Raw genomic sequence first — 26,415 nt, 5'->3', positions numbered from 1 at the left:
ATCAACATGACCACGGTGGCCGACGAGCCCCGCACGGCGACCGAGATCATCGCCCGCGCCAAGGCCCTCGCGCCGGTGCTGCGCGAACGGTCCGCCGAGATCGAGGAGGCCGGACAGCTCCCGCCGGACGTCGTCGAGCTGTTGCGCGCCACCGGCGTGCACCGCATGTGCTTCCGCCGCGAGTGGGGCGGCCCAGAGCTCACGTCGATGGAGCAGACGCAGGTCGCCGAAGCGCTCGCGTACGGCGACGCGTCCGCCGCGTGGTGCGGCATCATCGGCGCGAACACCGGACTGCTGGCCAACTTCCTCGAACCCGATGTCGTCCGCGACGTCTACCCGCGCCTCGACATGGTCACCGCCGGCGTGCTGGCCCCTGCCGGGCGCGCTGACAAGGTACCCGGCGGGTTCCGGCTCAGCGGGCGGTGGTCGTTCGGCAGCACGATCCACCACGCGGACTGGGTGATGTCCGGCGCGTTCGTCTTCGAGAACGGTGAGCCGTACGCCAGCCCGGACGGCAGCAACCCGCACGAGTCGCGCCAGTTCCTGGTGCCGCAGAGCCAGGTCGAGATCCTGGACGACTGGGACACCACCGGCCTGCGCGGCAGCGGCAGCTCCGACTACACGATCACGGACGTGTTCGTGCCCGAGGAGCACACCCTGACGTTCGACAACCCGCGCTGTTCGCCGCACCCGCTGGCACAGCCGGAGTCGTTCATGCGCAGCCTGTGCGGTGTCCCGTTGGGTGTCGCGCGTGCCGCCCTGGACTACGCCCGCGAGTGCGTGTTGCAGCGAGTCGACCGGATGACCGGCACGGACTGGGCGGACATCTGGCGCGTGCAGGTGACGCTCGCCGAGTGCGAGGCCGACTTCAACGCCACCCGCAACGGCGTCTACTCCGCGATGACGCGGCAGTGGGAGGTCCTGTCGGCCGGCGGCACGCTCGACGACCTCACGATGAACGAACGGGCCGCGTCGCCGATCGCGTGGCTGCACGCGTTCCGCACGTCCCGCTCGATCGTGAACCGCCTGTTCGACCTGCTGCAGACGTGGTCGATCCACCGGTCCTCGCCGATGGACCGCTGGCTGCGCGACACCGCGACCATGTGCCAGAACCTCTCCGCGCAGGACGCGATCCTCGAGTCCGCCGGCGCGTACCTGCTGGGTCGCAGGCCCAAGTTCCGCATCTGCCTCGGCATCGTCAAGTAGGGGGAAGTCATGACCATGACGAGGGCGCTCGATGCCCAGATGAAGGTGGCGCAGACCGCGGCGGAGCTCATCGAGCGCGCCAAGGCTCTCGCACCGGTGCTGCGGGAACGCTCCGAGGAGATCGAGCGGCTGCGCCGGCTGCCGCAGGACGTCGTGGACACGTTGCGGGACAACGGCGTGTTCCGCATGTGCTTCGGAAAGCACTGGGGTGGCCTGGAACTGACCTCGATGCAGCAGCTGGAGGTCGTCGAGGCACTGTCCTACGGGGACGCTTCGGTGGGCTGGTGCTCGATGATCGGGTCGAACACCGGCATCTACGCCGAGTTCCTCGATCCGGTCGTGGCCAAGGAGATGTTCCCGAACCCCGACCAGATCGTCGCGGGACTCCTGCAACCGTCCGGCCGTGCGGAGAAGGTGCCCGGCGGCTACCGGCTGAGCGGGCGGTGGCCGTTCGGCAGCGGCATCGACCACGCCGACTGGGTGATCTCCGGCGGCTTCGTCTACCAGGACGGCCAGAGGTACGCGAGCCCGGACGGCAGCAACCCGCACGAGTCGCGCCAGTTCCTGCTGCCGCGCCACGAGGTCGAGGTCATCGACAACTGGGACACCACAGGTCTGCGCGGCAGCGGCAGTTGCGACTACACGGTCAAGGACGTGTTCGTGCCGGAGGAGCACTCGTTCAGCTTCGACAACGTCCGCGGGCGCCGCGGTCCGCTCGCCCAACCGGACGCCTTCACGCGCACGATGTGCGGTGTCTCGCTCGGCGTCGCGCGTGCCGCACTGGACTACGCGCGGGAGTCCGTGATGCAGCGCGTCGACCGGATGACCGGCACGGACTGGGCGGACATCTGGCGCGTCCAGGTGACCCTGGCGTCCTGTGAGGCGGACTTCAACGCCACCCGCGCGGGTGTGTACGGCGCGCTGGAGCGCCAGTGGGAAGTGCTTTCGGCCGGTGGCACGCTCGACGACCTCGACCCGATCGAACGCGCCGCCTGCCCCCTGTCGTGGGTGCACGCGTTCCGCATGTCGCGCTCGATCGTGAACCGCCTGTTCGACCTGCTGCAGACGTGGTCGATCCACCGGTCCTCACCGATGCAGCGGTGGATGCGCGACACCGCCACGATCTGCCAGCACCTGGCCGCGCAGGACCGGATCCTCCAGTCCGCCGGCGCCTACCTCCTGAACGCCAAGCCCGAGTTCGGCATCGCCCTCGGCATCGTGTAGCAGACCAGCGGGGGAAGATCCGATGAGCAGAGGCCTGGTAACACTCGTCAACCCGAACAAGGTGCACCCGCCCATCGCGCCGTACGCGCTCGACGTGCTCACCACGTCGCTGGAGAACGCGGGCTTCGAGGTCGAGGTGGTGGACCTGACGTTCCACCGCGACGACTGGAAGACGTTTCTGACGGAGTACTTCACCACGCGGGAACCGATGCTGGTCGGCATCACGGTCCGCAACACCGACACCGTGTACGCCTTCGAGCAACGCCCTTTCGTCGGTGAGCACAAGGAGATCATCACCGAGATCACCCGGCTGACGGACGCGCCGCTGGTGGCGGGCGGCATCGGCTTCTCCACCATGCCGTTCGCGCTCGTCGACTACTTCGGCGTCGACTACGGGGTGAAGGGGCCGGGCGAGATGATCGTCGTCGACCTGGCCGACGCCCTCGCCACCGGACGTGACGTGTCCACTGTGGACGGGCTGATCCGCAACACGCCCGGCGGGATCGTGCGGACTTCCGGTGTTCTCCAGCCTCTGTTGCAGGTCGGCCCCACCGTGGTCAAGACGTGGCAGGTCGACGGCGCCGGGACGTACGTCCGAAGATCCGGCGACAAGTACAAGGTGGACAACGGCGAGTACTACAAGCGTGGTGGTCTCGCGGGCATCCTGACCAAGTCCGGCTGCGTGTACCGGTGCGCGCACTGCGTCGAACCGGACGCCAAGGGCGGTGCCGTCGCACGCCGGGACGTCGCTGCCGTCGTCGACGAGATGCAGTCCCTGGCCGCGCAGGGAATCCTCGACCAGCACACGACGGACAGCGAGTTCAACCTGTCGATCTCGCACGCCAAGAACGTGTTGCGCGAGATCGTGCGGCGCAAGCACTCCAGCGCCGCGAACCCGTTGAACTCGCTGCGGCTGTGGGTGTACTGCCAGCCCTCGCCGTTCGACGAGGAGTTCGCGGATCTGCTGGCCGCGGCGGGCTGCCAGGGGGTGAACGTCGGCAGCGACCACATCCGCGAGGACGTGCTCTCCGGGTGGAAGGTGACCGGCAAGGGCACCACGTACTACACGTTCGAGGACACCGAACGGCTTGTGCGGCTCTGTCGCGAGCGCGGCATCAAGACCATGGTCGAGGCCCTGTTCGCCATGCCGGGCGAGACCTGGGAGACCATGCGCGACTGCGTGCACGCGTTCATGGCGCTTGACGCGACGGTCACGGCGTTCTCCTTGGGGCTGCGGCTGTTCCCGCACCACCCGCTCGGCATCTCGCTGGCCGAGCAGTGCGCCGGCGTCCGCGCGATGCCCGGCCTGCAGTCGAACACCGCGACCGGCCCGATCGTGCTCAAGCCGTTGTCGATGTGCGCGAGTCTGGTCGAGTACGAGAGGCAGTTCATGTGGGACGAACGCGGTGAGTTCCGGCTCGTCTGCTACTTCTCGCCGGACCTGCTGGAGGACGCGGGCACGAACACCGACCCGAACGGCCGTTGGTCGCGGACGGTGGAGTACCTGTGGTCGCTCGTCGACCCGTCGGACCACCACCGCGTGATGCTGCCGACGCTCGCGGGCATGAGCGAGTCGGAGAACAACTACGCCGACAACCCGTTCCTGATCGGCCTGACCAGCCTCGGTTACAAGGGCGCGTTCTGGTCGCATTGGCGCGAACGCGAGGAGATTCTGCGCGAGGCCCAGCTGGCGGGGGTCGTTCAGTGACGTTCGACGATCTCGCGGCGCAGGTCCGCGGACGGGTGCTGCTGCCCGGCGACGACGGCTTCACGGCGAGCAGCAAGCCGTTCAACGAACGCTACGCCTCTGTGGTGCCCATGGCGGTGCTGTCTGCTGCTTGTGCGGAGGACGTCGTCACGGCGATGACGTGGGCCCGCGAGAACGACGTGCCGCTCGTGGCGCGCGGCGGCGGCCACAGCTACGCCGGCACGTCCGTGAACACCGGGCTGGTGCTGGACCTGCGCGGACTCTGCGACGTCCAGGTCGATCCGTCCTCGGGGCTGGTCACCGTCGGCGGCGGTACACGGATGCGCGCGCTGTACGAGGCGTTGCGGCCGCACGACATCGCGTTCCCACTGGGCAACTCCGACGAGGTCGCGATCGGCGGACTGACCCTCGGCGGGGGAGTGGCGGCGGTGTCGAGGGCGTTCGGCCTGACCTGCGACTCGCTCGTCAGCACCGACGTCGTTCTCGCCGACGGCAGCGTCGTGTCGTGTTCGGCGTCCGAGAATCTCGACCTGTTCTGGGCTTGCCGGGGCGGTGGCGGCGGCAACTTCGGCGTCAACACGTCCTTCACGTTCCTGGCGCGGCCGGTGGTGGACAGCGCGACCTGCCTGCTGCTGTGGGAGTGGGAGCACGCGGTCGACGTCCTGCTGGTGGCGCAGGAGGTCCAGCGCACCGCGCCGGACGCGTTGTCGTTGCGCATCGGCCTGACCAGCGACCGAATGGTGTCCGTGATCGGCTGGCACCTCGGTTCGGCCGATGAGCTGCGTACCTTGCTGGCCCCGTTGAGTCGCACCCGCCCGTTCCGGTGCGACATCGCGGACCGGACGTACTGGGAAGCAGTGGAGTACGTCCACCACGAGACGGCCGGTGGCGCGTTCGCGGGCCGGACGCGCACGACGTCCGTTCCACTGCCCGAAGAAGGAGTGCGCACGCTCGTCACGGCCGTGGACAAGTGGCCTGGCAGCAGCAATCCGGACGGAGGAGGTGCGGCATTGTTCGGGTGGGGCGGCGCCATGAACGCGATCGGCGCGACCGAGACGGCGTTCCCGCACCGCGACGCGTTGTTCCTGGTGTCGCTGGACACGTCGTGGATGTCGTCGGACAGTCCGCAGGTCGTGCGGGACAACCTGGAGTGGTTGACGGCGTTGCACGAGGACATCGGGGAACACACGGACAACGCCTCGTACCTGAACTTCACGGATCCGGACCTGCCGGACTGGCGGCAGGCCTACCACGGCCAGAACCTCGCCCGGCTCGCCGAGGTGAAGCGCCGGTACGACCCGGACCGGTTCTTCGAGTTCTCCCAGGCGATCTGAGCGAGGTTCTGACGCGGTGCTAGTTTCCGGCCACCGGTTCGAGCTCTTCAGCGGTCGCCAGGTCGGCGATGGCCTGCGCGAAGTCGACGATGCGCTGGTCGCGGGCCAGTTCCGCGGCCAGCTGCGCGCACGTCGGCGAGGTGAAGACGTCCCGCACGGACAGCGTCACGTCGAACGTCTCGTTGAGCTTGTTCGCGTACCGAGTGCCGGTGAGCGAGTCGCCGCCCAGCTGGAAGAAGCTGTCGTGCACGCCCACCTCGGGCAGTTCGAGCACTTCGGCGCACACACCGGCCACCAACGCCTCGACCGGCCCGCACGCCTCGTCGGACGAGGAGGACGCCACCAGCTCGGCCTGGGCGGTGAGCGCCCGGCGGTCCACCTTGCCGTTGCCGGTCAACGGGAACGACTCCAGCTCGCGGATGTCCGCCGGCACCATGTACGCGGGCAGCTGCGACCGCAGGAAGTCCGTGATGTCGGCGGTGCCCACGACGAAGCACACCAGCCGTTTGCCGCCGCTCGCCGAGTCCGCCGCGACCACCACGCACGACTGCACGTCCGGGTGGCGTTCCGCGGTCGACTCGATCTCGCCGAGCTCGACGCGGTGACCGTTCACCTGCACCTGGAAGTCGTCGCGGCCGAGGATCTCGATCGTGCCGTCCGGCAGGTAGCGGCCGAGGTCACCGGTCGCGTAGACGCGTTCGCCGGTGGACGGCAGGCGGAAGAACCGTTCCCTCGTCCGCTCGTCGTCGTGCCAGTAACCGTGGGCGAGGCCGATGTCGCTGCCGACCACGATCTGGCCGGGCACCCACGTCGGGCGGTCCTGCCAGCGGTGGTCCAGCACGTGGTAGCGGTGGTTGGACATGGGCTTGCCGTACGGGATCGACGTCCAGTCGGGCGACACCTCGCCGATCGGGTAGACGACCGACCAGCAGATCGTCTCGGTCGGCCCGCCGGAGCCGATCACGCGGACGGACGGTGCCAGGGCGCGCAGGCGGTCCGGCAGGGCCAGCGGGATCCAGTCGCCCGCCATCACGACGGTGCGCAGCGAGTCGAGATCACCGGGCGAGGCGTTGTCCGCCAGCAGTTCCGCCAGTGCGGGTACCGAGTTCCAGAACGTGACGCCGTGCTCTCGCACCAGGTCCAGCCAGTGCGCGGGATCCGGCTGCTCGGACGGCTCCGGCACGACCGCGCACCCGCCCGCGGCGAGCACGCCGAACAGGTCGTACACGGACAGGTCGAAGTGCAGGCCGGAGATCGCGAACGCGCGGTCGTCCGGTCCGACGCCGAGCCGGGAGTTCATGTCGGAGAACATGTTCACCACACCGCGGTGGTCGACCATGACGCCCTTCGGCGTGCCGGTCGAGCCGGAGGTGTAGATGACGTAGGCGAGATCGGTGGCCGCCTGGACGCTCTCCAGCTCGTCCTCGGACTCGCCGTCGAAGTCGGAAACGGTTAACGTGCGGACGTCGTCGGGGAACTCACGCAGGCCTTCCGCGGTCAGCACGAACCGGACCTCGCCGTCGCGGAGCAGGAACCGCAGCCGGTCGTCGGGCACGGACGGGTCGATCGGCAGGTACGCGGCGCCGGACGCGAGCACTCCGTACACGGCGGCGTACTGCTGCCAGCCCTTCGGCAGCACGACGGCGACGAGCTCGTTCGGTTGTGCACCCGCCGAACGCAGACCGCGTCCGATGCGCGTTGAGTACCGGCGAAGTTCAGTGAACGACAGCGTGCGATCGGGTGCGATCACGGCGGGAGAGTCCGATTCGGACAGCAGCTCGTGCAGCAGCACGTCCGGCACGTCGGTGGCGGTCTGGTTGACCTCCGTGCGCACCGCGATCTGCTCGGCCGGCACCAGTCGTGGCTGTTCGACGTGCCACTGCGCCTCGTCGTGGATCAGCTGCTCGATCAGCCTCACGTAGGCGGCGAACATCGCGTCGATCAGGCCCGGCGGGAACACGGCGTCCAGGAAGTCCCACTTGAAGTGCAGGATCCCGTCGATCTCGCGGATCTGGAAGTCCAGCAGCACCTGCGGGGTCTGCGAGATGCCGTACGTCTCCCGGCCCAGCGCGGACACCTGGCGGCGCGGCGGGTGGCCGAGCAGGCTGGTCACGACGATCGGCATGGCCGGCCTGAGCCCGGCGAACTGCTGCTGCCGCAACAGCTCGCGCAGCACCTGCACGCCGTTGAAGTGCCGGTGCTCGAGGTCGCTCCACATCTGCTCCTGGATGTCGCGCGCCCGTTCGGCGAACGTGCCGTCGGTCTTCTCGACGGCCACCAGCAGGGTGTTGGTGAAGTCACCGAGCAGCCGGTCGATCTCGCCGTGCATCGGCAGCCGGTCGAAGATCGGGAAGTTGATGGTGAAGCGGTCGTTCTTGCACCACGTCCGCAGCACCTCGGAGAACGCCGCGACGAGGAGGCCGGACGGTGTCACGCCGGCCTTCTTCGCCCGTTCCTTCAACAGGTTCCAGTCGTCGGGCCGCACGTCGTGGGCGCGGCGGTCGAACTTGACCTCGCCACGCGGGTTGCTGACCAGCGGCAGATCGGGCGCCGCCGGCAGGTTCGGCACGCGCGACACCCAGTACTCGCGCGAGCGGCGGTAGGCCTCGGAGTCCTCCAGCGCCGCCTTCGACTGGAGCACGTAGTCGCGGAACGTGATGTCCAGCGGCGGCAGGTCGTCGTCCGGGTTCTCGTAGAGCTCGATCAGGTCGGGGAACAGGACCTGGAAGGCACTCCACGCGTCCATGATCAGCAGGTCGATGCCGACGTGCAGGCGGACCTTGCCTCCGCCCAGCAACGTGAGCCGGATGTCGTAGAGCGGCCACCGGTCGGAGTCGATGACCTGGTGCGACATCTCCTCACGGGTGGCGAGAGCGTGCGCCTCGGCTTCCTCGGCGGGCAGTTCGCGCAGGTCCGCGACGCGAATGTCGTCGCCGTCGGTCGACGGAAGCACCTTCTGCGTGCCGTCCGGCAGCACGATCGCGCGCAGCATGTCGTGCCGCTGCACGAGCTTCCGCCAGGCCGTCTTGAACCGGTCGACGTCGAGCCCGTCGCGTTCCCACTCGAAGTAGCCGTGGCAGCCGACGTTGCCGAAGTCCACCGCGTCACCGCGGCCGATCCACAGCGCCTGCTGGGTCTCGGTGAGCGGGAACGGCTCGTAGCGGGCGAGTTCGTCCGCGACGACGACCGGGAACTCCTGTACTCCCGCGCCCTGGGCGCGCAGCGTCTCGACCTTGCGCGCGACCTGCGCGACGCTCGGCCCCCGGACGAGGTCGGTCAGCGCGAGCTCGACCTTCATCTCGTCGCCGACCGCGGTGAGCAGCCGGATCGCGCTCAGCGAGTCGCCGCCGAGGTCGAAGAAGTTGTCCAGCACGCCGATCTCGTCGATCGCGAGCACGTCGGACCAGATGGCGGCGAGCGCGCGTTCCACCTCGTCGCGCGGCTCGACCAGCTCGACGTCGAGGTCCGGGCGCGTGCGCGGGGGTGGCGGCAGCGCGTCCCGGTCGATCTTGCCGTTCGCGGAGATCGGCATGTCCTCCACGACGACCAGCACGGCGGGCACCATGAAGTGCGGCAGCTGCTGCCGCAACGCCTTGCGCACCGCGGACAGCAGCGGTGGTGCGGCGCGGTCGGGCTCGATGTAGCCGACGAGCTTGCGTTCGCCCTCGACCTGCTCGTACGCGGTGACGGCGGACTGCCGCACGCCGGGCTGCTGGGCGAGCACGGACTCGACCTCGCCGAGGTGCACCCGGTAACCGCGGATCTTGACCTCGTTGTCGGTGCGGCCGACGACCTCGACGATGCCGTCCGGCCAGCGCCGCGCGACGTCACCGGTGCGGTAGAGCACCGGGTTCGGGTCGTCGTCCAAAGGGTTTTCGAGGAACTTCTCGTCGTTGGCCTCGGGGCGGTTCAGATAGCCCTGCGACAGGCTCGCGCCGGACACGAACAGTTCGCCCGGAGTGCCCGCGGGCACGGGCTGGAACTCGTCGTCCAGCACGTGGACGCGCACACCGGGCACCGGAAGTCCGACGGGCGGCGCGCGGTGGGCGCGTTCGTCGTCGGTGAGGGTCCGGCCGATGGCGGACAGGTTGCACGTGGTCACGACCGTCGCCTCGGACGAGCCGTAGACGTTGACGACCTCGAACGGGAGGTGGTCGGGTGGCCAGCTGCGCAGCCGTTCACCGGCGATGCGCACGTTGCGCAGCCTGGTGTGCGCGGGCCAGTCGAGGTGCCACGTCCGCTCGGCCGTCGCGGTGAGCAACAGGGCGTGCGTGATCTCCTTCTCCACCAGCCAGTCCTTGAGCGCGTCCGCCTTCGCGGCGATGTCGGAAGGCGGGATGCAGACCGCGCCGCCCGCGGCGAGCACCGGGAAGCAGTCGACCTCGACCAGGCCGGCACCGGGGGAGGACAGCCACGTGCCGCGCGTGCCTCCGGTGATGCCGCACTGGTCCTGGAGAGTCGTGATGAGTGTCCTGAGTGGACCGTGTCGCAGCAGGACCGCCTTGGGCACGCCGGTCGAGCCGGACGTGTAGGCCACGTGGCACACCGTGTCGTCGTCGACCTCGGCGCCGGGATTCTCCTCCGGGGCGTTGCGCCACTCGTCGCCGTCGGTCAGCACGACGGGGAAGTCCCGGTCGAGGATGATCCGGTCGGCGAGCTCCGACCGCGTGACCAGCGCGACCGCCTCGGCGTTGTCCAGCATGAACGCCAGCCGCGCCTCGGGGTACTCGGGGTCGAGCAGCACGGCCGCCGCCCCCAGCTTGAAGATCGCGAGCTGGGCCACCAGGCTGGGCTTGCCGCGTTCCAGGCACAGCCCGACCCGCGAGCCCGCGGTGACGCCGAGCCCGCGCAGGTGCTGCGCGAGCCGGTTCGCGAACCCGTCCAGGTGGGCGAAGTCGAGTTGCTTGTCGTCCTGCTCCACGGCGGTCGCGCGGGGGTCGCGGCGGGCCGCCTGCTCAACGAGCTCGTGGAAGTACAGCTGTCGTTCCCGCACGACGTTCCACCTTTCGCACACGGATTCAGTGCGCCGCAACGTATGTCCGCGCAGTTAGGGCGGGGTTACGCGGCAAAGGCCGTAACTGGGGGCTAACTCCGCGCGCCTACGGTCCGCCGACATGTCGAGGAAAGGGGTGGTGGTCGTGAGTCCGGCACCTGACACGGCTTCCCGCTTGGACGTCATCTCCGCGATCTGCCAACGGTTGCTGGAGTCCGCCGCCGAGCTGGAGGACGCCGCCGTCGATCTGCTGCCCTTCCCGCGCCAGGTGGTCCGCGCCGACCTGGCGCTCGCGGTGAGCAGGCTGGAGGCGTTCGCGGGAGTCACCCCGCGACTGGCGGGCCGGAGTCCGCTCGGACGGGTGGCGCTGGCGTTGCCCGGCAACGCGATCCTGAGCAACCCGCTCGCCACGATCGCCGCGTCGCACCTCGCGGGCAACAAGACGCTGGTGCGGTTGCCGCGCCGGCGCCAGGCCTGGACCGAGGTGCTCACCGGTCTCGTGGGCGAGGCGGCGGAGTTCGTCGACTACGACGGCGCCGGGTTCCTCTCGCACGCCCTGCGCCAGCCCGAGATCGACGCGCTCATGGCGTTCGGCGACGACGCCTGGGCCGCCGGCTACGAGAGGCAGGCCCGGCTCACTGGCACGAAGTTCATCTTCGAGGGACCGGGCAAGGACCCGTTTCTGGTGCTGTGCCCGGCGCTGGTGGACGAGGCGGCGCGGGCCGCGGTCGAGGCGAGCACGTTCAACGCCGGCCAGGCCTGCACCTCGCCGGAACGGTTCTACGTGGTGTCCGCCGCGTACGACGACTTCGTGGAACGCGTGACCGACCTGGTGAGGGAGCTGAGGTCCGGTGACCCCAAGGACCCCGAGACGCAGGTCGGTCCGCTCGCGCCCGCTGTGGCGCAACGGATCGACGACCAGCTGAAGGACGCCGTCGCCAAGGGCGCCGTGGTGCTCAGCACCGGGTTGCGCAGATCGATGAACATCAACGGCGAGGAACGGGTGCTCGTGCCGCCGATCGTGGTGGCGGGAGCGGACCACCGGATGAAGGTCATGTGCGAGGAGACGTTCGGGCCGGTCATCGCGATCCAGCGGGTCGGGTCGATCCCCGAGGCGCTGGAGCTCGCGGAGGACTCGCCGTACGGGTTGTCCGCGACCGCGTTCGGGCGGGTGGCGGGCGTGGCCGAACGGCTGGCACGCAGCCACGGGCAGGTCTTCGTCGAAGAGACGTGGTTGTCCCAGCGGCGCAAGAAGCCGCTCGCGTCGTACGGAGGGCGCAGGCGGTCGGGCTGGGTGTGGGAGTGGCAGGACGAGCAGTTCGTGCGGCGCGACGGCCCACGACACAACTTTCTCGAGTTCAGCAGGAGCTAACACATGCGCGACAACGACAACCTGGCGTTCTCCCTGGACGAGTACAGGGGACGACTGGACACCGTGCGGAAGGGGATGGCCGAGCGGGGTGTCGACATCGCCCTGGTCAGCGTCCCGGAGAACATCTACTACCTCACCGGCTACACGACCCTGGGCTACTACATGTACCAGGTGCTGATGGTGCCGGTGGACGACGAGCCGCTCCTGCTGACCTACCGCGAGGAGCGCATCAACGTCGAACGCCTGTCGTGGCTCGACCGCCACGTCGACTACACCGTCACCGACGACCCGGTGCAGGTCACCGTGGACACCGTGCGCGGCCTGGGGGTCGCGGGCAAGACGTTGTCCATTGAGGAGGGTGGCTACTTCTTCCCGATCCGCACCTACCGCAAGCTGATGGACTCGCTCGGTGACGTGCGGTGGGTCGACGGCACCGGCCTCGTCGAGACCGCCCGGCTGGTGAAGTCCGACACCGAGCTCGGGTTCATCCGGCAGGCCGCGGACGCCGCCATGGCCGGCATGGTCGACGCGCTCGCCGAGGCACGGCCGGGCAAGACCGAGAACGACGTGGCCGCCGCCGTGTACGCCGCGACTTTGCGGCACGGCAGCGAGTACCCCGGCAGCCCGCCGTACGTCATCAGCGGCGAACGGTCCGGCCTGCCGCACGGCACGTGGGAGGGCCGCGAGCTGCGCGACGGCGACATCGTGTTCCTCGAGTTCTCCGGCTGCGTCAAGCGGTACAGCGCGGCGAACATGCGCACCGGGTTCATCGGCACACCGCCGCCGTCCGTCACCGGACGCGCGAAGGCCGTGATCGACGCGCTGGAGACCGCGATCGCGACGATCCGGCCCGGCGCCACGTCCGGCGAGGTGGACGCGGCCGCGCGCAAGGCGATCCTCGCGCACGGGTTCGGCGACCACACGCACGAGACCGGCTACTCGATCGGCGTGTGCTACCCGCCCGGCTGGAACGAGAGCCACATCATGAACCTGCACCCAGGCGACGAGACGGTGTTGCGCCCCAACATGGTGTTCCATCTCGTGCCGTCGCTGATCGTGCCGGAGCTCAACGGGCACGTCGGGTTCAGCGAGACCGTCGTCGTCACGGAGTCCGGTTGCGAGGTGCTGACCGACAAGCGGGTGCCGCGTGAGCTGCAGGTGCTGTCGTGAGCGCGCTCGCCGTGCTCGGTGGCACCCCGGCCGTGCCGGACGGCGTCGACGAGAGCCGCTGGCCGATCGTGGAGGACCGCGACGTCCAGGCCGTCACCGACACGTTGCTGAGCGGGAACCTGAGCTGGCTCAACGACACCAGGGTGCCCGAGCTGGAACGCAAGTGGGCCGCCTACGTCGGCGCCGAGCACTGCATCGCCGTCAACAGCGGCACTGCGGCACTGCACGCCGCCGTGGCCGCGGCCGGGGTCGGCCCCGGTGACGAGGTGCTGGTGCCGGCGCTGAGCTTTCTCGCGTCGGCCACGTGCGTGCTGCACCACCAGGGCGTTCCGGTGTTCGTCGATGTCGAGCCGGACACGTTCACCATCGATCCTTCCCGGCTGGAGGAGAAGCTCACCGATCGCACGAAGGCGATCATCGCCGTTCACCTGCACGGCCTGCCCGCCGACATGGACGCGATCATTTCTTTTGCACGCAAGCACGACCTGGTCGTCATCGAGGACGCCGCGCAGGCGCACGCCGCGACGTACCGCGGCCGCCGCACCGGTTCGTTGGGTGACCTGGCCGCGTTCAGCGTGATGGCGGGCAAGAACCTCGCCACGGCAGGAGAAGGCGGCCTGCTCACCACGTCCTCGCCGGAGCTGCGCAACCGCGCGGACGCCGTGAAGATGTTCGGCGAGACGATCGGCACGAACGGCGAGCGCGACTACAACGCGCACACGATGGGCTGGAACTACCGGCTCAGCGGGATCGTCGCCGCGTTCACCAGCACCCAGATCGACCGACTGGACAGCTACACCGCCCAGGTGCAGGAGGGCGCGCGCACGCTCGCGAAGGCGCTGGCCGACGTGCCCGGTGTGACGCCGCCGCACGTCCCGGACGACCGAACGCACGTGTACCACCACTTCCGCGTGCTGTTCGACGGTTCGGTCGCGGGCCTGCCGAACGGTGTGTTCCGCCAGGCCGTGCAGGACGCGTTGCTGGCCGAGGGCATCGGCGTGATGTCGTACCAGAACCGGCCGCTGCCGGGGCAGACGTTGTTCCAGCAGAAGGCGGGCTACGGCCAGGGCTGCCCGTGGACGTGCGGCAAGACCTCGCGCGACCAGTGCTACCGGCAGGAGGACTACCCGGCGACGCTGGAGGTCATCCGGTCGTCCCTCGTGGTCGGCAAACGGCTGTGCATGGCGTCGTTGCGCGACCCGGACTCGGTCGAGCGCTACCGCGACGCGTTCACCAAGGTCCTCTCCAACATCGACGAGCTGCGCGCGTACGCGTCGACGATCGACTACGTCGAGCCGTGGCAGCGGGAAAGCAGGTTGTGGTGAACTTCTTCCACCTCGTGCCGCAGATCCACTACGGACCGGGCGCTGCCGGTGCGGCCGGTGAGGCGTTGCGCTCGCTGGGAGTCCGCCACGTGCTCGTGGTGACTGACCAGGGCGTGCTGGACGCGGGCGTGATCGACCCGGTGCTGAAGTCCGTGAAGGACGCGGGCGTGTCGTACACCGTGTTCTCCGACCTGCGGACCAACCCGACCGAGCAACACGTCGCCGGTGCCGCGTACATGTACAAGACGCTGGGCTGCGACGGCATTCTCGGCGTCGGCGGCGGCAGTTCGCTGGACGTGGCCAAGTCCGCGGCCGTGATCATCGCCGACGGTGGCTGCATCACGGCCTACGAGGACGGTGCGCGTGAGGTGACCGGAACGCCACCGCCGCTCGTCCAGGTGCCCACCACCGCGGGCACCGGCAGCGAGGTCGTGGCGGGTGCGATCATCACCGACAGCAGCCGGGCGTTCAAGATGCACGTCGTCGCGACGCCCGCGCAGGTCGCGTTGTGCGATCCGCGGTTGACCCTGACGCTGCCCGCCGGCCCCACCGCCGCGTCCGGTGTCGACGCGCTGGCGCACGCGATCGGCGCGTACACGTCCGTCGAGTCGCAGCCGCTGGCCGACGCGATGGCGTTGCAGGCGATCACCACGATCAGCCGCTGGCTGCCTGATGCGGTTGAACGCGGCGACGACCTGCGCGCCCGCGACCAGATGATGACCGGCGCGCTGACCGCCGGCATCTCGATGAAGGGCGGTGGAGCCGCGGACCACGCGTTCGCGCACGCCGTGAACGCGCTCTTCGACGTGCACCACGGCGTTGGTGTGGCGTTGTTCCTCGCCGACGCGATGGAGCACAACCTGCCGCACATGCCGGACCGGTTCGCGGACATCGCGCGTGCTCTGGGCGTCCGGTCCGCCGGTGACTCGGCCGCGCTGGGCCGGGCGGGCATCGAGGTCGTGCGCTCCCTGGTCGCCTCGCTGCCGATTCCGTCTTTGACCGAGATCGGTGTGGGGGAAGAGGACCTGCCCGCTCTCGTGGACAAGGTGCAGGCCGACGGCTTCCACCTGGGGCTCAACCCCGTTCCCGTCACCGTCGACGACACGCGGCGCATTCTCCGCGCCGCGCTTGCGAGGTCGTGATGTCACTCGACACCTGGGTTTCCGAGCACGGTACGTCGAGCCGCACCACGTGCCGCGTGGCGCAGCTCGATCTGGCTCGCTCCGACGACCGCGTGTACTCGCTGGAGAACGACCTGGCGCTGCCGTCCGTGCCGTTCGGGAAGGAGTTCCCCGACCGGTACCGGCAGATCGGCATCGCCGAGGCGAACCTGCTCGGCGTCGCCTCCGGCCTCGCGCAGTCCGGTCGCATCCCGTACGTCAACACGTTCGCCGTCTTCGCCTCGATGCGCGCGTGTGAGCAGATGCGCGTGGACCTGTCGTACCCGAAGGCGAACGTGAAGGTCGTCGGGTACTACACCGGGCTTTCCGGTGGCTTCGCCGGTCCGACGCACCACTGCACCGAGGACATCGCGGTGACCACGGCCCTGCCGGGCTTCACCGTGCTCTCGCCCGCCGACGCCTACGAAGCCTATCTCGCCACGCAAGCGGCGGCGTCCGTCGAGGGCCCGGTGTACCTGCGGGCGTCTCGCGGTGACACGCCGATGGTGTACTCCTCCGAGTACCCGTTCGAGATCGGCAAGGCCGTGACGTTGTGCGAGGGTTCCGACGTCACGATCATCGCCACCGGGTGCCTGGTCGTGCCGCGAGCCGTGGAGGTGGCCTCCCGGCTGGCGTCGCGCGGAATCTCGTGCCGGGTGCTGAACATGCACACGCTGAAGCCGCTGGACGTTCCCGCGATCGTCGCGGCCGCGCGCGAGACCGGCTTGATCGTGACCTACGAGGACCACAACTTGCTGGGCGGTCTGGGCAGCGCGGTGGCGGCCGTGGTCCTGGAGAACGAGCCGGTGCCCGTGCTGCGGTTCGGCGTGCCGGACGTGTTCTGCACGCGCAGCGACGAGTACGAGGAGATCCTCGACCTGTACGGCCTCGGCGTCCACGACGTGTACGAGGCCGTGATGAGGAGGCTGCGATGAGCTTGTTGCAGCAGCTCGTGGAGATCGAGTCGCCGTCTTCCGACCACGCTGCTTGCATTGAGGTGCAGGACGTCCTGGGCGAGCTGCTTTCTGCTTCCGGCGGCCGTGTCGAACGGTCTGCTGGTTCTGATGGCACGCCGGTGATGGTCGCTCGGTTCGGCGCCCAACGGTCGCCGGTGTTGTTGCTGGGCCACGTGGACACCGTGTGGCCTTGCGGCACGTTGGAGGAGCGTCCGTACACGGTCTCGGATGGCGTGGCATCTGGGCCCGGTGTGTACGACATGAAGGCCGGGCTCGTGCAGATCGTGTCGGCCTTGTCCTCTTTGGACTCGCCGGACGTGACCGTGCTGCTGAACGCCGACGAGGAGCTCGGCAGTCCCGGCTCGCAGGACCTGATCACGGCCGAGGCCGCCCGCAGCCGGTGCGCGTTCGTGCTGGAGCCGTGCGGTCCGGGTGGTGCTTTGAAGACGCGTCGCAAGGGCATCGGCATGTACACCCTGGAGGTGACCGGCCGTGCCGCGCACCCCGGCCTCGACTTCGCGGGCGGGGTGAACGCCGTGGTCGAGCTGGCGCACCAGGTGTCGGCACTGGCTTCCATGACCTCAGGCGAGACCACGGTGAACGTCGGTCGCGTCGACGGTGGCACGGGCCGCAACGTGGTGCCGGCGCGGGCTTCGGCTTTGTTCGAGAGCCGTTTCTGGACCGCCGAGGAGGGCGCGCGCATCGACTCGGCCGCGCACGGGTTGTTGCCGGTTGATCCGCGTGCCTCGGTGCGGGTGACCGGTGGCGTGCACAAGGCGCCGATGGAACGGACGCCGGCGGTCGAGGCCCTGGTGGAGCTGGCGGCGTCGTGCGCCGACTGGGAGCTGACCGAGATGGCGGTGGGCGGGGTGAGCGACGGCAACGTCACGGCTGCCGCCGGCGTGCCGACGATCGACGGACTCGGCGCCGATGGTGGCGGGGCGCACGCGGTCGACGAGCACGTGGTGCTGGCGGACATTCCGCGGCGCGCCGCCTGGCTGGCCGAGATGCTGCACCGGCTGGAGAGCATGAGTGAGTTGCCAAGTGTGGCGACGAGTGCACGCCCCTGAGCACGAAGTCTGGATGAACGGCGCATTTGCCCACCTCAGGTGGACGAATGCGCCGTTCATCGTCAGTGAACAGATCCCTTGTGCCATAACCGGTTGCTAACTCCCCGGAGCTAGTTTCGCGGCAACTGAGCGATACACCGGCCGAGGAGGAACCGTGAACGATTCCGTCGCCAGGCTCGCCCGGCTCACACCCGAGCAGCGAGCGCGACTGGTCGCCCGGGCTCGACAGGGCGCACCCGCACTCCAGAGGCGGGTGCCGCGGGTGGACCCGAGCGGGCCGATTCCCGCGTCGTTCGCGCAGGAGCAGCTGTGGTTCCTGAGCCGGCTGGCGCCTGGCGTGCCGAACTACAACGTGCCGTTCCGCTTCGCCCTGGACGGACCTCTCGACGTCGACGCGCTCACCGGTGCCCTCAACGACGTGATCGAGCGGCACGACGTGCTGCGGACGACCCTCCAACAGTCCCCGGAAGGCCTGCGCCAGATCGTGCGCGAGCACCAGAAGCGCGAACTCCCGGTGCGGGACCTCAGCGGGTACGAGGAGCCGGACGCGTTGGCTGATGCCAGGGCGTTCGAGCTGGCGCGCACGGTGTTCGACCTCGAAGAAGGTCCACTGTGCACCGTCGAGCTGCAGAAGCTGTCAAGCGAGAGGCATGTGCTCATCTGGGTCGCCTCGCACACCATCGCCGACGGCGGATCGATCGGCGTCGTCGTGGAGGAGCTCGCCAAGTGCTACACGGCACGGATCACGGGCACATCGCCACAGCTCGACGAGGACCCCGTCCAGTTCGGCGACTTCGCTGCCTGGCAACGAAACGCACTCGACAGCGACCGAACCGACGAACTCCTCGGCTACTGGCGCGAGCAGGTGCGCGGGTACGCCGGGCTCGGGCTGTCCTACGACCACCCCAAGCGGCCGGGGCTCGACGGGCGCACCGTCGCGTTCCAGGTCGAGCCGACCACCGCGGCCCTCGTCGACGAGCTGGCCAAGAAGCGGGCCTCGTCGCCGTTCATGGTGCTGCTCGCCGCCTACCAGGTGCTGCTGATGCGGCTGAGCGGCCGGGACGACATCGCGGTCGCGACCCCGCTCGCCGGGCGTGACCGGGCCGAGTTCGAACGGGTCGCCGGTTCGCTCACCAACACCGTGGTCCTGCGCACCTCGCTGGACGCCAACCCGTCGTTCGGCGAGCTCGTCGACCGGGTCCGCGACGTCACGTTCGACGCGCTCAAGCACGCGGACCTGCCGTTCGGCAAGCTCGTCGAGGACACGAGGCCTGCGCGCAACGGGCAGTCGAACCCCATCGCGCAGACCATCTTCAGCTACGCCGGCACGCCGATGATGCGCAGCGTCACGCCGTTCGGCCCGGACGTGCGGATGCGGTGCGACGGCATGTCGAACGACACCGTCCGGTTCGACTTCGAGCTCGTGCTCGACGAGAAGCTGGAGGGGCTGAGCGCCCGGTTCGAGTACAACGCCGACTGGATCGAACGCGCGAGTGCCGAGCTGATCTGCGAGGCCTACCAGGAGATCCTCGCCGCGGCGGTGCGCGAGCCCGAGCAGAAGCTCGACGAACTGCCCGCCCCGCGCCTTCCCGACTGGGAGCCCGAGGAGGACATCCCCGAGCAGAGGAGTCCTCAGGACGTGTCACCGCTGGAGGAACAGCTCACGAGGCTGTGGGCCGCCAAGCTCGACGTCGAGCGGATCGGCCGTGACGACGACTTCTTCGCGCTGGGCGGGCACTCGTTCCTCGCCACCGAGCTGGTGGCCGACATCAACGCCCAGCTGGGTTCGCGTCTCACCGTCCTGGAGCTCTTCCAGGCCAGCACGGTCGCGTCACTCGCGGAAGTGATCGAGGAAGGACCCGGCGAAACACCCGAAGAGCCCGATCTCGCCGAGACCGTGCAGAGCATGTCCGACGACGAGGTCGCCGCCGCCTTGCAGCGACTGCGGTCCCGTGCCTGAAGGAGGTCCCCAGATGTCCGTCCCCGCTTACCGCTCGCAGGAGTGGCTGTTCGACGTGGCGGCCGGCCGGTACGACGTCGACCTCGCGGTCAGCGGCATGGAGGCGCACAGCGTCGAGCCGCTGCTCGCGGAGATGACCACGAAGGCCGGCTACGACGTCGACCGCGGCGCAGGGCAGCTCCGCGAGACGATCGCCGGGCTCTACCGCGTGCGGCCGGAGAACGTGCTGATCACGCACGGCGCGCAGGAAGCGCTCTACCTGCTGTACGCGTCGCTGCTCGAACCCGGTGACGAGGTCGTCGCCCGCGGGCCCGGCTGGCAGCAGACGCTGGACCTGCCCGCCCGGTTCGGCGCGACCACGAAGACCGTCGACTACGACCTGACCAACGGTGACGCGGACGGCGGCGCGCGAACAGCCGCTGCCGTCGGCGAGAACACGCGCATGGTGGTGCTCAACAGCCCGCACAACCCGACCGGACTGACGTTCGACGACGCGCAGTGGGAACCGCTGAGCGCAACGAAGACGTTGGTGGTCAACGACGAGGAGTACCTCACCGACTTCGACCGCAGCGTCGTGCAGCACGTGCCCGGCTCGTGCTCGGTCAGCTCGCTGTCCAAGGTGTACGGCTTCCCCGGACTGCGGCTGGGCTGGCTCGTCGGCCCGTCCGACGTGGTCGAGAAGTGCGTGAACTACCGCCGCTACACCACGATCAGCAACTCGCCGCTGCTGGAGGACCTCGGCCTCGCGGTGCTGCGCCGCCGCGAGACCTACCTCGCCGAGTACCGGCAGCGGCTCACCGACGGCTGGCGGGTGTTCCGGGAGTGGGCCACGGGACACCCCCAGCTCCAGCCGCTCGAACCGCAGGGCACGCCGTACGTCTTCTGCCGCGTCGACCTGCCGGAGACCACGTCGTTGCAGCTATGCAACGAACTCCTCGACCGCGAACGGTTGCTGCTCATGCCGGGTGACGTCTTCGGCGCACCTGGTCACGTCCGGATCTCCTGCGCCCGGCCGGCCGAACTGCTCACCGACGGCCTCGACCGGCTCGGCCGGGTCGTGAAGTCGTTGTCGGGCCTCGAACTCGCGGAGCTGACATGACGATCACACCGGGCACCACCGAGGTGGAGAAGATCACCCTCGGCGGCGAGGCGATCGTGCTGCGCCGCGTCCAGGGCCACGACGAGTACACCGCGTGCGAGGACCTCCAGCGCCGCATCTGGGGCGAGGAGGACATCGCGCGGGTGCCGTTGCTGGACATGGTGACCGCGCAGGAGAACGGCGGTTTCGTGCTCGGCGCGTTCACCTCCGACGGCGATCTCGCCGGGTTCGTGTTCTCGTTCCCCGGCGTCACCGAGCACGACGAGGTCAAGCAGTGCTCGGTGCTCGCCGCGGTCGCGCCCGAGTACCAGAACCTCGGTCTCGGCTTCCGGCTCAAGCAGTACCAGGCCCACCTCGCCGCCCAGCACGGGTTCCGGCTGATCACCTGGACGTTCGACCCGCTGTCGGGGCGCAACGTGGTGTTCAACCTCAACAAGCTCGGCGCGGTCGGGGTCGAGTACGTGGTCAACGCGTACGGCGTCGGGCAGGGCCTGAACGCGGGCCTCGAGACCGACCGGCTGCTCGTCGCCTGGCACGTGCCGCACGTGCCCCGGCAACGCGACCTCGGCGGCGGCACGCCGGTCAACGACATCCGCTTCTCCCGCAACGACCTCCCGGTGCCCGCGTGGTCCACGACCGAGTGCGACGACCACACCGTGCTGCTCAAGGTGCCGTGGGACGTCTACGCCATCAGCTCCCGCGACAAGGAGCTCGCGATCTCCTGGCGGCACACGAGCCGCGACCTGCTCGGCGGCTACCTCGGCCGCGGCTACCGCGCCGTCGGCCTGCGGGTCCACGAGCGCGGGGCGCCGCCGACCTACGTGCTGCGCAGGGGCGCGCTATGACGCTGGGGGAGTTGTTCGACGAGGCGGTGGCCAGGTTCGGCGACCGGCCGGTGCTGCTCGGCCCCGATATGTCCTATGTGGACTACGCAGCCCGCGTCAACGGATGCGCGCAGGCGTTGCGTGATCTGGGCATGGGCCGGGGAGACGCGGTCGCGGCGGTGCTGCCGAACTCGCCGCTCCTGCTCACGCTGTGGCTCGCGGTCGCGAAGCTCGGAGCCGTGTTCGTGCCGCTCAACCCCGCGTTGCGCGACGCCGAACTGGAACCGCTGCTCGCGCACTCGGAGGCGGTGCTGGTCGTCACGGATCGCCCGTTGCCCTGGCGTTCCACGAAGCCCGGGCAACTGGACGTGACGGCACCGACCGCACCGGCCGTGCAGGTCGACCCCGGCGATCCGGTCACCCTGCTCTACACGTCCGGCACGACCGGGGCGCCCAAGGGTTGCGTGCTCAGCCACACCTCGTACACGGCACCGGCTCCCGCGTTCGTGCTCAGGCTCGGCCTGGTACCCGAGGACCGTCTGCTGGCGTGCCTGCCGCTGTTCCACATGGCCGGCCAGTCGTTCGCGGTCAGCGCCCTGCAAGCGGGCGCGTCGATCGGTGTGGTGCCCAAGTTCAGCGCGTCGGGCTTCTGGGACCAGGTCGCGCGGTTCGACGCGACCGTGTTCCGCCACCTCGGCGAGATGCTCACCCTCGTCCTGCGCAGTCCCGTCGAACCGGCGGAGCACAACCTGCGCCTGGTCTACGGCGGCGGCGCGCGGCCCGACGTGGCCCGTGAGTTCACCGAACGGTTCGGCACGGCCGTCGTCGAGGGCTACGGGATGAGCGAGACGAACACGGTGCTGTGCGGCGATCCGTACGACCCGCGGCCCGGTTCGATGGGCACGCCGCTGCCACCCGCCGAGGTGCGCGTGGACGCTCCCGCCGGTGAGATCGGCGAGATCCAGGTGCGCGGCCCCGGCCTGATGAAGGGCTACCACCGCGATCCGGCCAGGACCCGCACCGTCTTCACGGAGTCCTGGCTGCGCACCGGCGATCTCGGCTGGATGGACGACGACGCGCACGTGTACTTCGCCGCGCGCCGCACCGACGTGATCCGCCGGCGCGGCGAGCACGTCGACCCGGCCGAGGTCGAGGAGGCGCTCGCCGAGCACCCGGCCGTGCTGCTGGGCGCCGTGGTGGGCGTGCCGGGAGAGATGTCCGACGAGGACGTCGCCGCGTTCGTCGTGCCGCTGCCCGGCGCGCGACTGGACGCCGCGGACGTGCGGACCTGGTGCCGCACGCGGCTGGCGTCGTTCAAGGTGCCGAACCACGTCCACGTGGTCGACCGGCTGCCGATGACCCCCACTTCGAAGATCAACCGGTCCCTGCTCCGGGCGGCCGGTGCACACGGGAGGACCCGATGGTGAACGACCTCGCTGAGAGAGCACGCACGTTGCGCAAGCACGTGGTGCACCTGGCGGCCGACTCGCCCGGCGCGCACGTCGGCGGCTCGATGTCGGTCGTCGAGATACTGACCACGCTCTACTTCGACGGCGTGCTGCGCGTCGATCCGGCGGATCCGGCCAGGCCAGGCCGCGACCGGCTCATCTTCAGCAAGGGCCACTCCAGCGCCGCCTACTACGCCGCGCTCGCCGAGGCCGGCTTCTTCCCGGTGTCCGAACTGGACACCTACAAGAAGACGGGCAGCAGGCTCGCCGGCCACCCGCACACCGGGGTTCCCGGCGTCGAGCTGGCCACCGGCTCGCTCGGCCACGGTCTTCCCGTCGGTGTCGGCCTCGCGATGGCCGCGCAGGCGCAAGGGCTGCCCAGCAGGGTGTTCGTGATCGTCGGCGACGGCGAGTGCCAGGAGGGCTCGGTGTGGGAGGCCGCGATGGCCGCCGCGCACTACCAGCTCGACAACCTCGTGGTGATCGTCGACCGCAACGGCATCCAGGAGGACGGCCCGACCGAGGAGATCATGGCGCTGGAGCCGTTCGCGGACAAGTGGCGCGCGTTCGGCTGGGCGACCGTCGAGGTCGACGGTCACGACGTCGGCGAACTGTCCAACGTCCTGCACGAGGTGCCGCTCACCTGGAGCCGGCCGACCGCGATCATCGCGAAGACGGTGAAGGGCAAGGGGTTGTCGTTCTCCGAGAACACCAACGCCTGGCACTACGGCCACCTTTCCGCGGACCTGAAGCAGCAGGCGCTCCAGGAACTCGGGGGTGCGTCATGACCGCGCTCGCCGACCTCCGCGAAGGGGTGCGGTTCGACCCGGCGACGACGACGGCGTTCGAGGCGTGCCGCCTGGCCCAGCTCGACCTCGCGCGGGAGGATCCGCGCGTGGTGTCCGTCGAGGCCGACCTCGGCGACTGCTGGGGACTCGAGTTCCGCGAGCGGATGCCGGACCGGTTCCTCGACTTCGGCATCGCCGAGGCGAGCGCGGTCGGCGCGGCCGCGGGTCTGGCGATGGGCGGGAAACGGCCGTTCCTCAACACGTTCGGCACGTTCGCGTTGATGCGCGCGGCCGAACAGGTGCGGCTCGACATCTGCTACCACCGCGCGCCGGTGGTGATCGCGGGCATGTTCACCGGCATCGCGGCCGGGTTCTCCGGCCCGACGCACCACGCCATCGAGGACGTCTCGGTGGCACGGGCGTTGCCGAACCTCACGGTGATCGCGCCCGCGGACGCGGTGCAGGCCTACGACGCGACGCGCGCGGCGTTCGCCCACAACGCGCCGGTGTACCTGCGGCTCGGTGTGGAGCCGGGCCCGCAGGTCTACGACGCGCACGAATCGTTTGAGATCGGGCGCGGACGTGTGCTGCGTGAAGGTTCTCGGCTGACGATCGTGACGTGCGGCGTGACGATCGTGCCCGAGGTCCTGAAGGCCGCCGAACGCCTCGGTGACGTCGAGGTGATCGACATGCCGACGATCAAGCCGATCGACCGCGAACTGCTGGTGCGCAGCGCGTCCAGGACCGGCCGGGTCGTGACCGTCGAGGAGCACTCGACGATCGGTGGCCTGGGCAGCGCGGTGGCGGAGGTGCTCGCCGAGCACGCGCCGGTGCCGTTGCGCCGGATCGGGCTGCCGGACGCGTTCGTCAAGGAGATCGGCGACTACGCCGAACAGCTGCGCCGGTTCGAGCTGGACGCCGAGGGTGTCGAGAGGCAGGTGCGGGCATGGGTGTCCTAGGAATCCTCATGCTGGAGGGCAAGATGGCCGACGTGCCGGGCTGCATGGCGTCGGCCGAGACGTTCGGCTACCCGGTGATCCGGCACGTCGTGCGCGGCTCCACCACCCCGCGCAGCCAGGCAGAGGCCGAGGCCATGCTGCCGCTGTACGTCGAGGCGGCACGCGAGCTGGAGGCCCAGGGCGCCACCGTGATCACCGCGAACTGCGGGCTCATCGCGTTGCTGCAGGACCAGTTGAGCGCCTCGGTGTCCGTGCCCGTCGTGACGTCGAGCCTCGCGCTGGTTCCCGCCATCTCGACCCTCGTCGGCAACCGGCCGATCGGTGTGCTCACGTTCTTCACCGAGGCGGTGGGGGAGCGCAACTTCCGCGCCAGCGGCTGGAGCTCGGACGACGTGCCGGTCGTGGTCGGCGGGGTCGGGAAGCACCCGTCGTGGCTCGAGTTCCTGGAGACCAAGGAGATCACGCCGGCCCTGCGCGGGCAGATGCGCCAGGACCTGCTCTCGGTCGTCGAGGACATGCTGGCGCGCGAACCCTCGCTCGGCGCGATCGTGTGCGAGTGCACCATGCTGCCGGCCGTGCTGGACGACGTGCGGGCGAACTCGCCCGTGCCGATCTTCGACATCCTGACCGCGCTGGACTGGGCGGTCAGCGGGTTCGAGCGGCCGGCGGTGGCCACGTCGGGGCTCGCCGCGCTGGGAGGCAGGGTGCGATGAGACTGCGCCTGCCGCCCAGCGTGCGGTTCGGCGCCGGATCCACCACGCAGCTTCCCGACGTCGTGCGGGAGTGCGGAATGCGGCGGGCACTCGTGGTCACCGACCACGGCGTGCTCGCCGCTCGCGTGGTGGACCGGGTGCTGGACGCGCTGGACATACCGCGTTCCGTGTACGTCTGCGGGCCTGCCGAGGTGGTCGGGCGCCAGGTCCCGTCTTCCGCCGGATCGGCCTGCGTCAACGAGGTCGTCGCGTGCCGGGACGTCTTGCCCGGCCACGACGGGGTGATCGCCGTCGGCGGCGGCAGCGTCCTCGACGTCGCCAAAGCCGTGGTGGCCCTGCACGGCTCTGAGGGGCCGCTGGAGTCCCTGTACGGCCTGGAACGGTCGCAGGGCCCGGCCCTGCCTCTCGTCGCCGTACCGACCACACCAGGCAGCGGTGGCGAGGTGTCGTCACACGCCGTGGTGACCGACGGGGAGCGCAGACACGCGGTCAGCGGTCCGTCGCTGGTTCCCCGCGCGGTCGTCATCGATCCGGACCTGACGACCACACTGCCGTACCCGGCCATGCTCGCGTGTGCGCTGGACGCGTTGATGCACGGTGCCGAGGCCTACCTCGCCCGTGCCGCGACGCCGTTCAGCGACGCGCTGGCGCTGCCTGGAGTGCAGCGGATCGTCTCCTCGTTGCTCTCGAACGACTCCGCCGAGTTGAGCGCGGGGTGTCTCCAGGCGAACCTCGCCATGGCGCAGGCCAATGCCGGGCTGGTGCACGCGCTCGGCTACCCGCTGACGCAGCGGTACGGCATCCCGCACGGGATCGCCAACGTGGTCGTGGCCCCAGCGGTGTTGCGCGCCAGCCGGCACGTGCAGGAACAGCGGGACGCGGACCTGGCGTCGTGCTTCGGCGCCGACGCGTTCGCCGACGGGCTCACCGCGTTGCTCGACCGTCTCGGGGTGGAGCGGGAGTTCCCGGCCGGCAACGCCGATCAGCTCGCCGCCGACGCACTCCAGTACGGACCGGTCCGAGCCAACTGGCGGTTCGACGCGACGGTCGACGACATAGCCGAGATGTATCGCGCGGCATAGCAAGAAGGCCCGGCTGCTGCCGGG

The 26,415-nt window shown here is 69.7% G+C and carries 19 protein-coding genes; 18 read left to right on the top strand and 1 reads right to left on the bottom strand.

Annotated elements, in window-relative coordinates:
* Positions 1–6: 6 nt before the first annotated feature.
* The 4 genes from AOM45_RS07575 to AOM45_RS07560 are packed head-to-tail and all read left to right on the top strand — an operon-like array spanning position 7 to position 5,472.
* Positions 7–1,206: an acyl-CoA dehydrogenase family protein gene (locus AOM45_RS07575; protein WP_030467029.1), complete on the top strand. Its 1,200-nt coding sequence runs from the start codon at positions 7–9 to the stop codon at positions 1,204–1,206.
* A gap of 9 nt (positions 1,207–1,215) precedes the next feature.
* The gene (locus AOM45_RS07570; protein ID WP_030467028.1) at positions 1,216–2,430 is read left to right on the top strand and encodes an acyl-CoA dehydrogenase family protein; all 1,215 of its coding nucleotides are present in this window, start codon (positions 1,216–1,218) and stop codon (positions 2,428–2,430) included.
* Positions 2,431–2,452: 22 nt separating this feature from the next.
* Entirely contained in the window at positions 2,453–4,138 is a 1,686-nt protein-coding gene (gene tsrT, locus AOM45_RS07565) for a tryptophan 2-C-methyltransferase (RefSeq protein ID WP_030467027.1), read from the top strand.
* Positions 4,135–5,472 (top strand): FAD-binding oxidoreductase, encoded by a 1,338-nt coding sequence (locus AOM45_RS07560; RefSeq protein WP_030467026.1) that lies wholly within the window; start codon positions 4,135–4,137, stop codon positions 5,470–5,472. Before tsrT ends, AOM45_RS07560 begins: the two co-directional genes overlap by 4 nt.
* Before the next feature lie 19 nt (positions 5,473–5,491).
* Here the strand turns inward: AOM45_RS07560 and AOM45_RS07555 are convergent, their stop codons facing one another.
* The gene (locus tag AOM45_RS07555) at positions 5,492–10,465 is read right to left on the bottom strand and encodes a non-ribosomal peptide synthetase (RefSeq protein WP_051783093.1); all 4,974 of its coding nucleotides are present in this window, start codon (positions 10,463–10,465) and stop codon (positions 5,492–5,494) included.
* Positions 10,466–10,610: 145 nt separating this feature from the next.
* Here AOM45_RS07555 and AOM45_RS07550 point away from each other — a divergent pair, with 145 nt between their 5' ends.
* From AOM45_RS07550 to AOM45_RS07485, 14 genes are all read left to right on the top strand, one after another.
* Positions 10,611–11,837, top strand: coding sequence for an aldehyde dehydrogenase family protein (locus tag AOM45_RS07550; protein ID WP_162185641.1), 1,227 nt, complete (start codon positions 10,611–10,613; stop codon positions 11,835–11,837).
* Between the two features lie 3 nt (positions 11,838–11,840).
* Entirely contained in the window at positions 11,841–13,007 is a 1,167-nt protein-coding gene (locus AOM45_RS07545; RefSeq protein ID WP_030467023.1) for a M24 family metallopeptidase, read from the top strand.
* Complete coding sequence (locus AOM45_RS07540; protein WP_030467022.1) at positions 13,004–14,332, top strand: DegT/DnrJ/EryC1/StrS family aminotransferase; 1,329 nt, start codon at positions 13,004–13,006, stop codon at positions 14,330–14,332. The genes AOM45_RS07545 and AOM45_RS07540 overlap by 4 nt, the downstream gene beginning before the upstream one ends.
* Positions 14,329–15,474, top strand: coding sequence for an iron-containing alcohol dehydrogenase family protein (locus tag AOM45_RS07535; RefSeq protein ID WP_162185640.1), 1,146 nt, complete (start codon positions 14,329–14,331; stop codon positions 15,472–15,474). The genes AOM45_RS07540 and AOM45_RS07535 overlap by 4 nt, the downstream gene beginning before the upstream one ends.
* A complete protein-coding gene (locus AOM45_RS07530; protein ID WP_035909818.1) occupies positions 15,474–16,427 on the top strand; it encodes a transketolase family protein in 954 nt (317 codons plus the stop codon). Before AOM45_RS07535 ends, AOM45_RS07530 begins: the two co-directional genes overlap by 1 nt.
* The gene (locus AOM45_RS07525; RefSeq protein ID WP_030467019.1) at positions 16,424–17,518 is read left to right on the top strand and encodes a M20 family metallopeptidase; all 1,095 of its coding nucleotides are present in this window, start codon (positions 16,424–16,426) and stop codon (positions 17,516–17,518) included. Before AOM45_RS07530 ends, AOM45_RS07525 begins: the two co-directional genes overlap by 4 nt.
* A gap of 154 nt (positions 17,519–17,672) precedes the next feature.
* A complete protein-coding gene (locus AOM45_RS07520; RefSeq protein WP_081902021.1) occupies positions 17,673–19,478 on the top strand; it encodes a condensation domain-containing protein in 1,806 nt (601 codons plus the stop codon).
* 13 nt (positions 19,479–19,491) lie between these two features.
* The gene (locus AOM45_RS07515) at positions 19,492–20,577 is read left to right on the top strand and encodes a pyridoxal phosphate-dependent aminotransferase (protein ID WP_051783091.1); all 1,086 of its coding nucleotides are present in this window, start codon (positions 19,492–19,494) and stop codon (positions 20,575–20,577) included.
* Positions 20,574–21,422 (top strand): GNAT family N-acetyltransferase, encoded by an 849-nt coding sequence (locus tag AOM45_RS07510; RefSeq protein WP_051783089.1) that lies wholly within the window; start codon positions 20,574–20,576, stop codon positions 21,420–21,422. The genes AOM45_RS07515 and AOM45_RS07510 overlap by 4 nt, the downstream gene beginning before the upstream one ends.
* A complete protein-coding gene (locus tag AOM45_RS07505; RefSeq protein WP_051783088.1) occupies positions 21,419–22,828 on the top strand; it encodes a class I adenylate-forming enzyme family protein in 1,410 nt (469 codons plus the stop codon). Before AOM45_RS07510 ends, AOM45_RS07505 begins: the two co-directional genes overlap by 4 nt.
* The gene (locus AOM45_RS07500; protein ID WP_035909814.1) at positions 22,822–23,637 is read left to right on the top strand and encodes a transketolase; all 816 of its coding nucleotides are present in this window, start codon (positions 22,822–22,824) and stop codon (positions 23,635–23,637) included. Before AOM45_RS07505 ends, AOM45_RS07500 begins: the two co-directional genes overlap by 7 nt.
* The gene (locus AOM45_RS07495; RefSeq protein ID WP_081902020.1) at positions 23,634–24,596 is read left to right on the top strand and encodes a transketolase family protein; all 963 of its coding nucleotides are present in this window, start codon (positions 23,634–23,636) and stop codon (positions 24,594–24,596) included. Before AOM45_RS07500 ends, AOM45_RS07495 begins: the two co-directional genes overlap by 4 nt.
* A complete protein-coding gene (locus AOM45_RS07490; protein WP_156093761.1) occupies positions 24,584–25,309 on the top strand; it encodes an aspartate/glutamate racemase family protein in 726 nt (241 codons plus the stop codon). Before AOM45_RS07495 ends, AOM45_RS07490 begins: the two co-directional genes overlap by 13 nt.
* The gene (locus AOM45_RS07485; protein ID WP_081902019.1) at positions 25,306–26,391 is read left to right on the top strand and encodes an iron-containing alcohol dehydrogenase family protein; all 1,086 of its coding nucleotides are present in this window, start codon (positions 25,306–25,308) and stop codon (positions 26,389–26,391) included. The genes AOM45_RS07490 and AOM45_RS07485 overlap by 4 nt, the downstream gene beginning before the upstream one ends.
* Positions 26,392–26,415 lie beyond the last annotated feature (24 nt).

Source organism: Lentzea aerocolonigenes, from assembly GCF_000974445.1.
Classification (GTDB): Bacteria; Actinomycetota; Actinomycetes; order Mycobacteriales; family Pseudonocardiaceae; genus Lentzea; species Lentzea aerocolonigenes.
Note: the sequence above shows the minus strand (reverse complement) of the source record. Positions and strands in the feature narration are given on the sequence as shown.

Excerpts from the sequence above, each read along its gene's own strand:
- AOM45_RS07575 (WP_030467029.1), top strand. The coding sequence starts at position 7 with ATGACCACGGTGGCCGACGAGCCCCGCACGGCGACCGAGATCATCGCC.
- AOM45_RS07570 (WP_030467028.1), top strand. The coding sequence starts at position 1,216 with ATGACCATGACGAGGGCGCTCGATGCCCAGATGAAGGTGGCGCAGACC.
- tsrT (WP_030467027.1), top strand. The coding sequence starts at position 2,453 with ATGAGCAGAGGCCTGGTAACACTCGTCAACCCGAACAAGGTGCACCCG.
- AOM45_RS07545 (WP_030467023.1), top strand. The coding sequence starts at position 11,841 with ATGCGCGACAACGACAACCTGGCGTTCTCCCTGGACGAGTACAGGGGA.
- AOM45_RS07530 (WP_035909818.1), top strand. The coding sequence starts at position 15,474 with ATGTCACTCGACACCTGGGTTTCCGAGCACGGTACGTCGAGCCGCACC.
- AOM45_RS07525 (WP_030467019.1), top strand. The coding sequence starts at position 16,424 with ATGAGCTTGTTGCAGCAGCTCGTGGAGATCGAGTCGCCGTCTTCCGAC.
- AOM45_RS07515 (WP_051783091.1), top strand. The coding sequence starts at position 19,492 with ATGTCCGTCCCCGCTTACCGCTCGCAGGAGTGGCTGTTCGACGTGGCG.
- AOM45_RS07510 (WP_051783089.1), top strand. The coding sequence starts at position 20,574 with ATGACGATCACACCGGGCACCACCGAGGTGGAGAAGATCACCCTCGGC.
- AOM45_RS07505 (WP_051783088.1), top strand. The coding sequence starts at position 21,419 with ATGACGCTGGGGGAGTTGTTCGACGAGGCGGTGGCCAGGTTCGGCGAC.
- AOM45_RS07500 (WP_035909814.1), top strand. The coding sequence starts at position 22,822 with ATGGTGAACGACCTCGCTGAGAGAGCACGCACGTTGCGCAAGCACGTG.
- AOM45_RS07495 (WP_081902020.1), top strand. The coding sequence starts at position 23,634 with ATGACCGCGCTCGCCGACCTCCGCGAAGGGGTGCGGTTCGACCCGGCG.
- AOM45_RS07490 (WP_156093761.1), top strand. The coding sequence starts at position 24,584 with ATGGGTGTCCTAGGAATCCTCATGCTGGAGGGCAAGATGGCCGACGTG.
- AOM45_RS07485 (WP_081902019.1), top strand. The coding sequence starts at position 25,306 with ATGAGACTGCGCCTGCCGCCCAGCGTGCGGTTCGGCGCCGGATCCACC.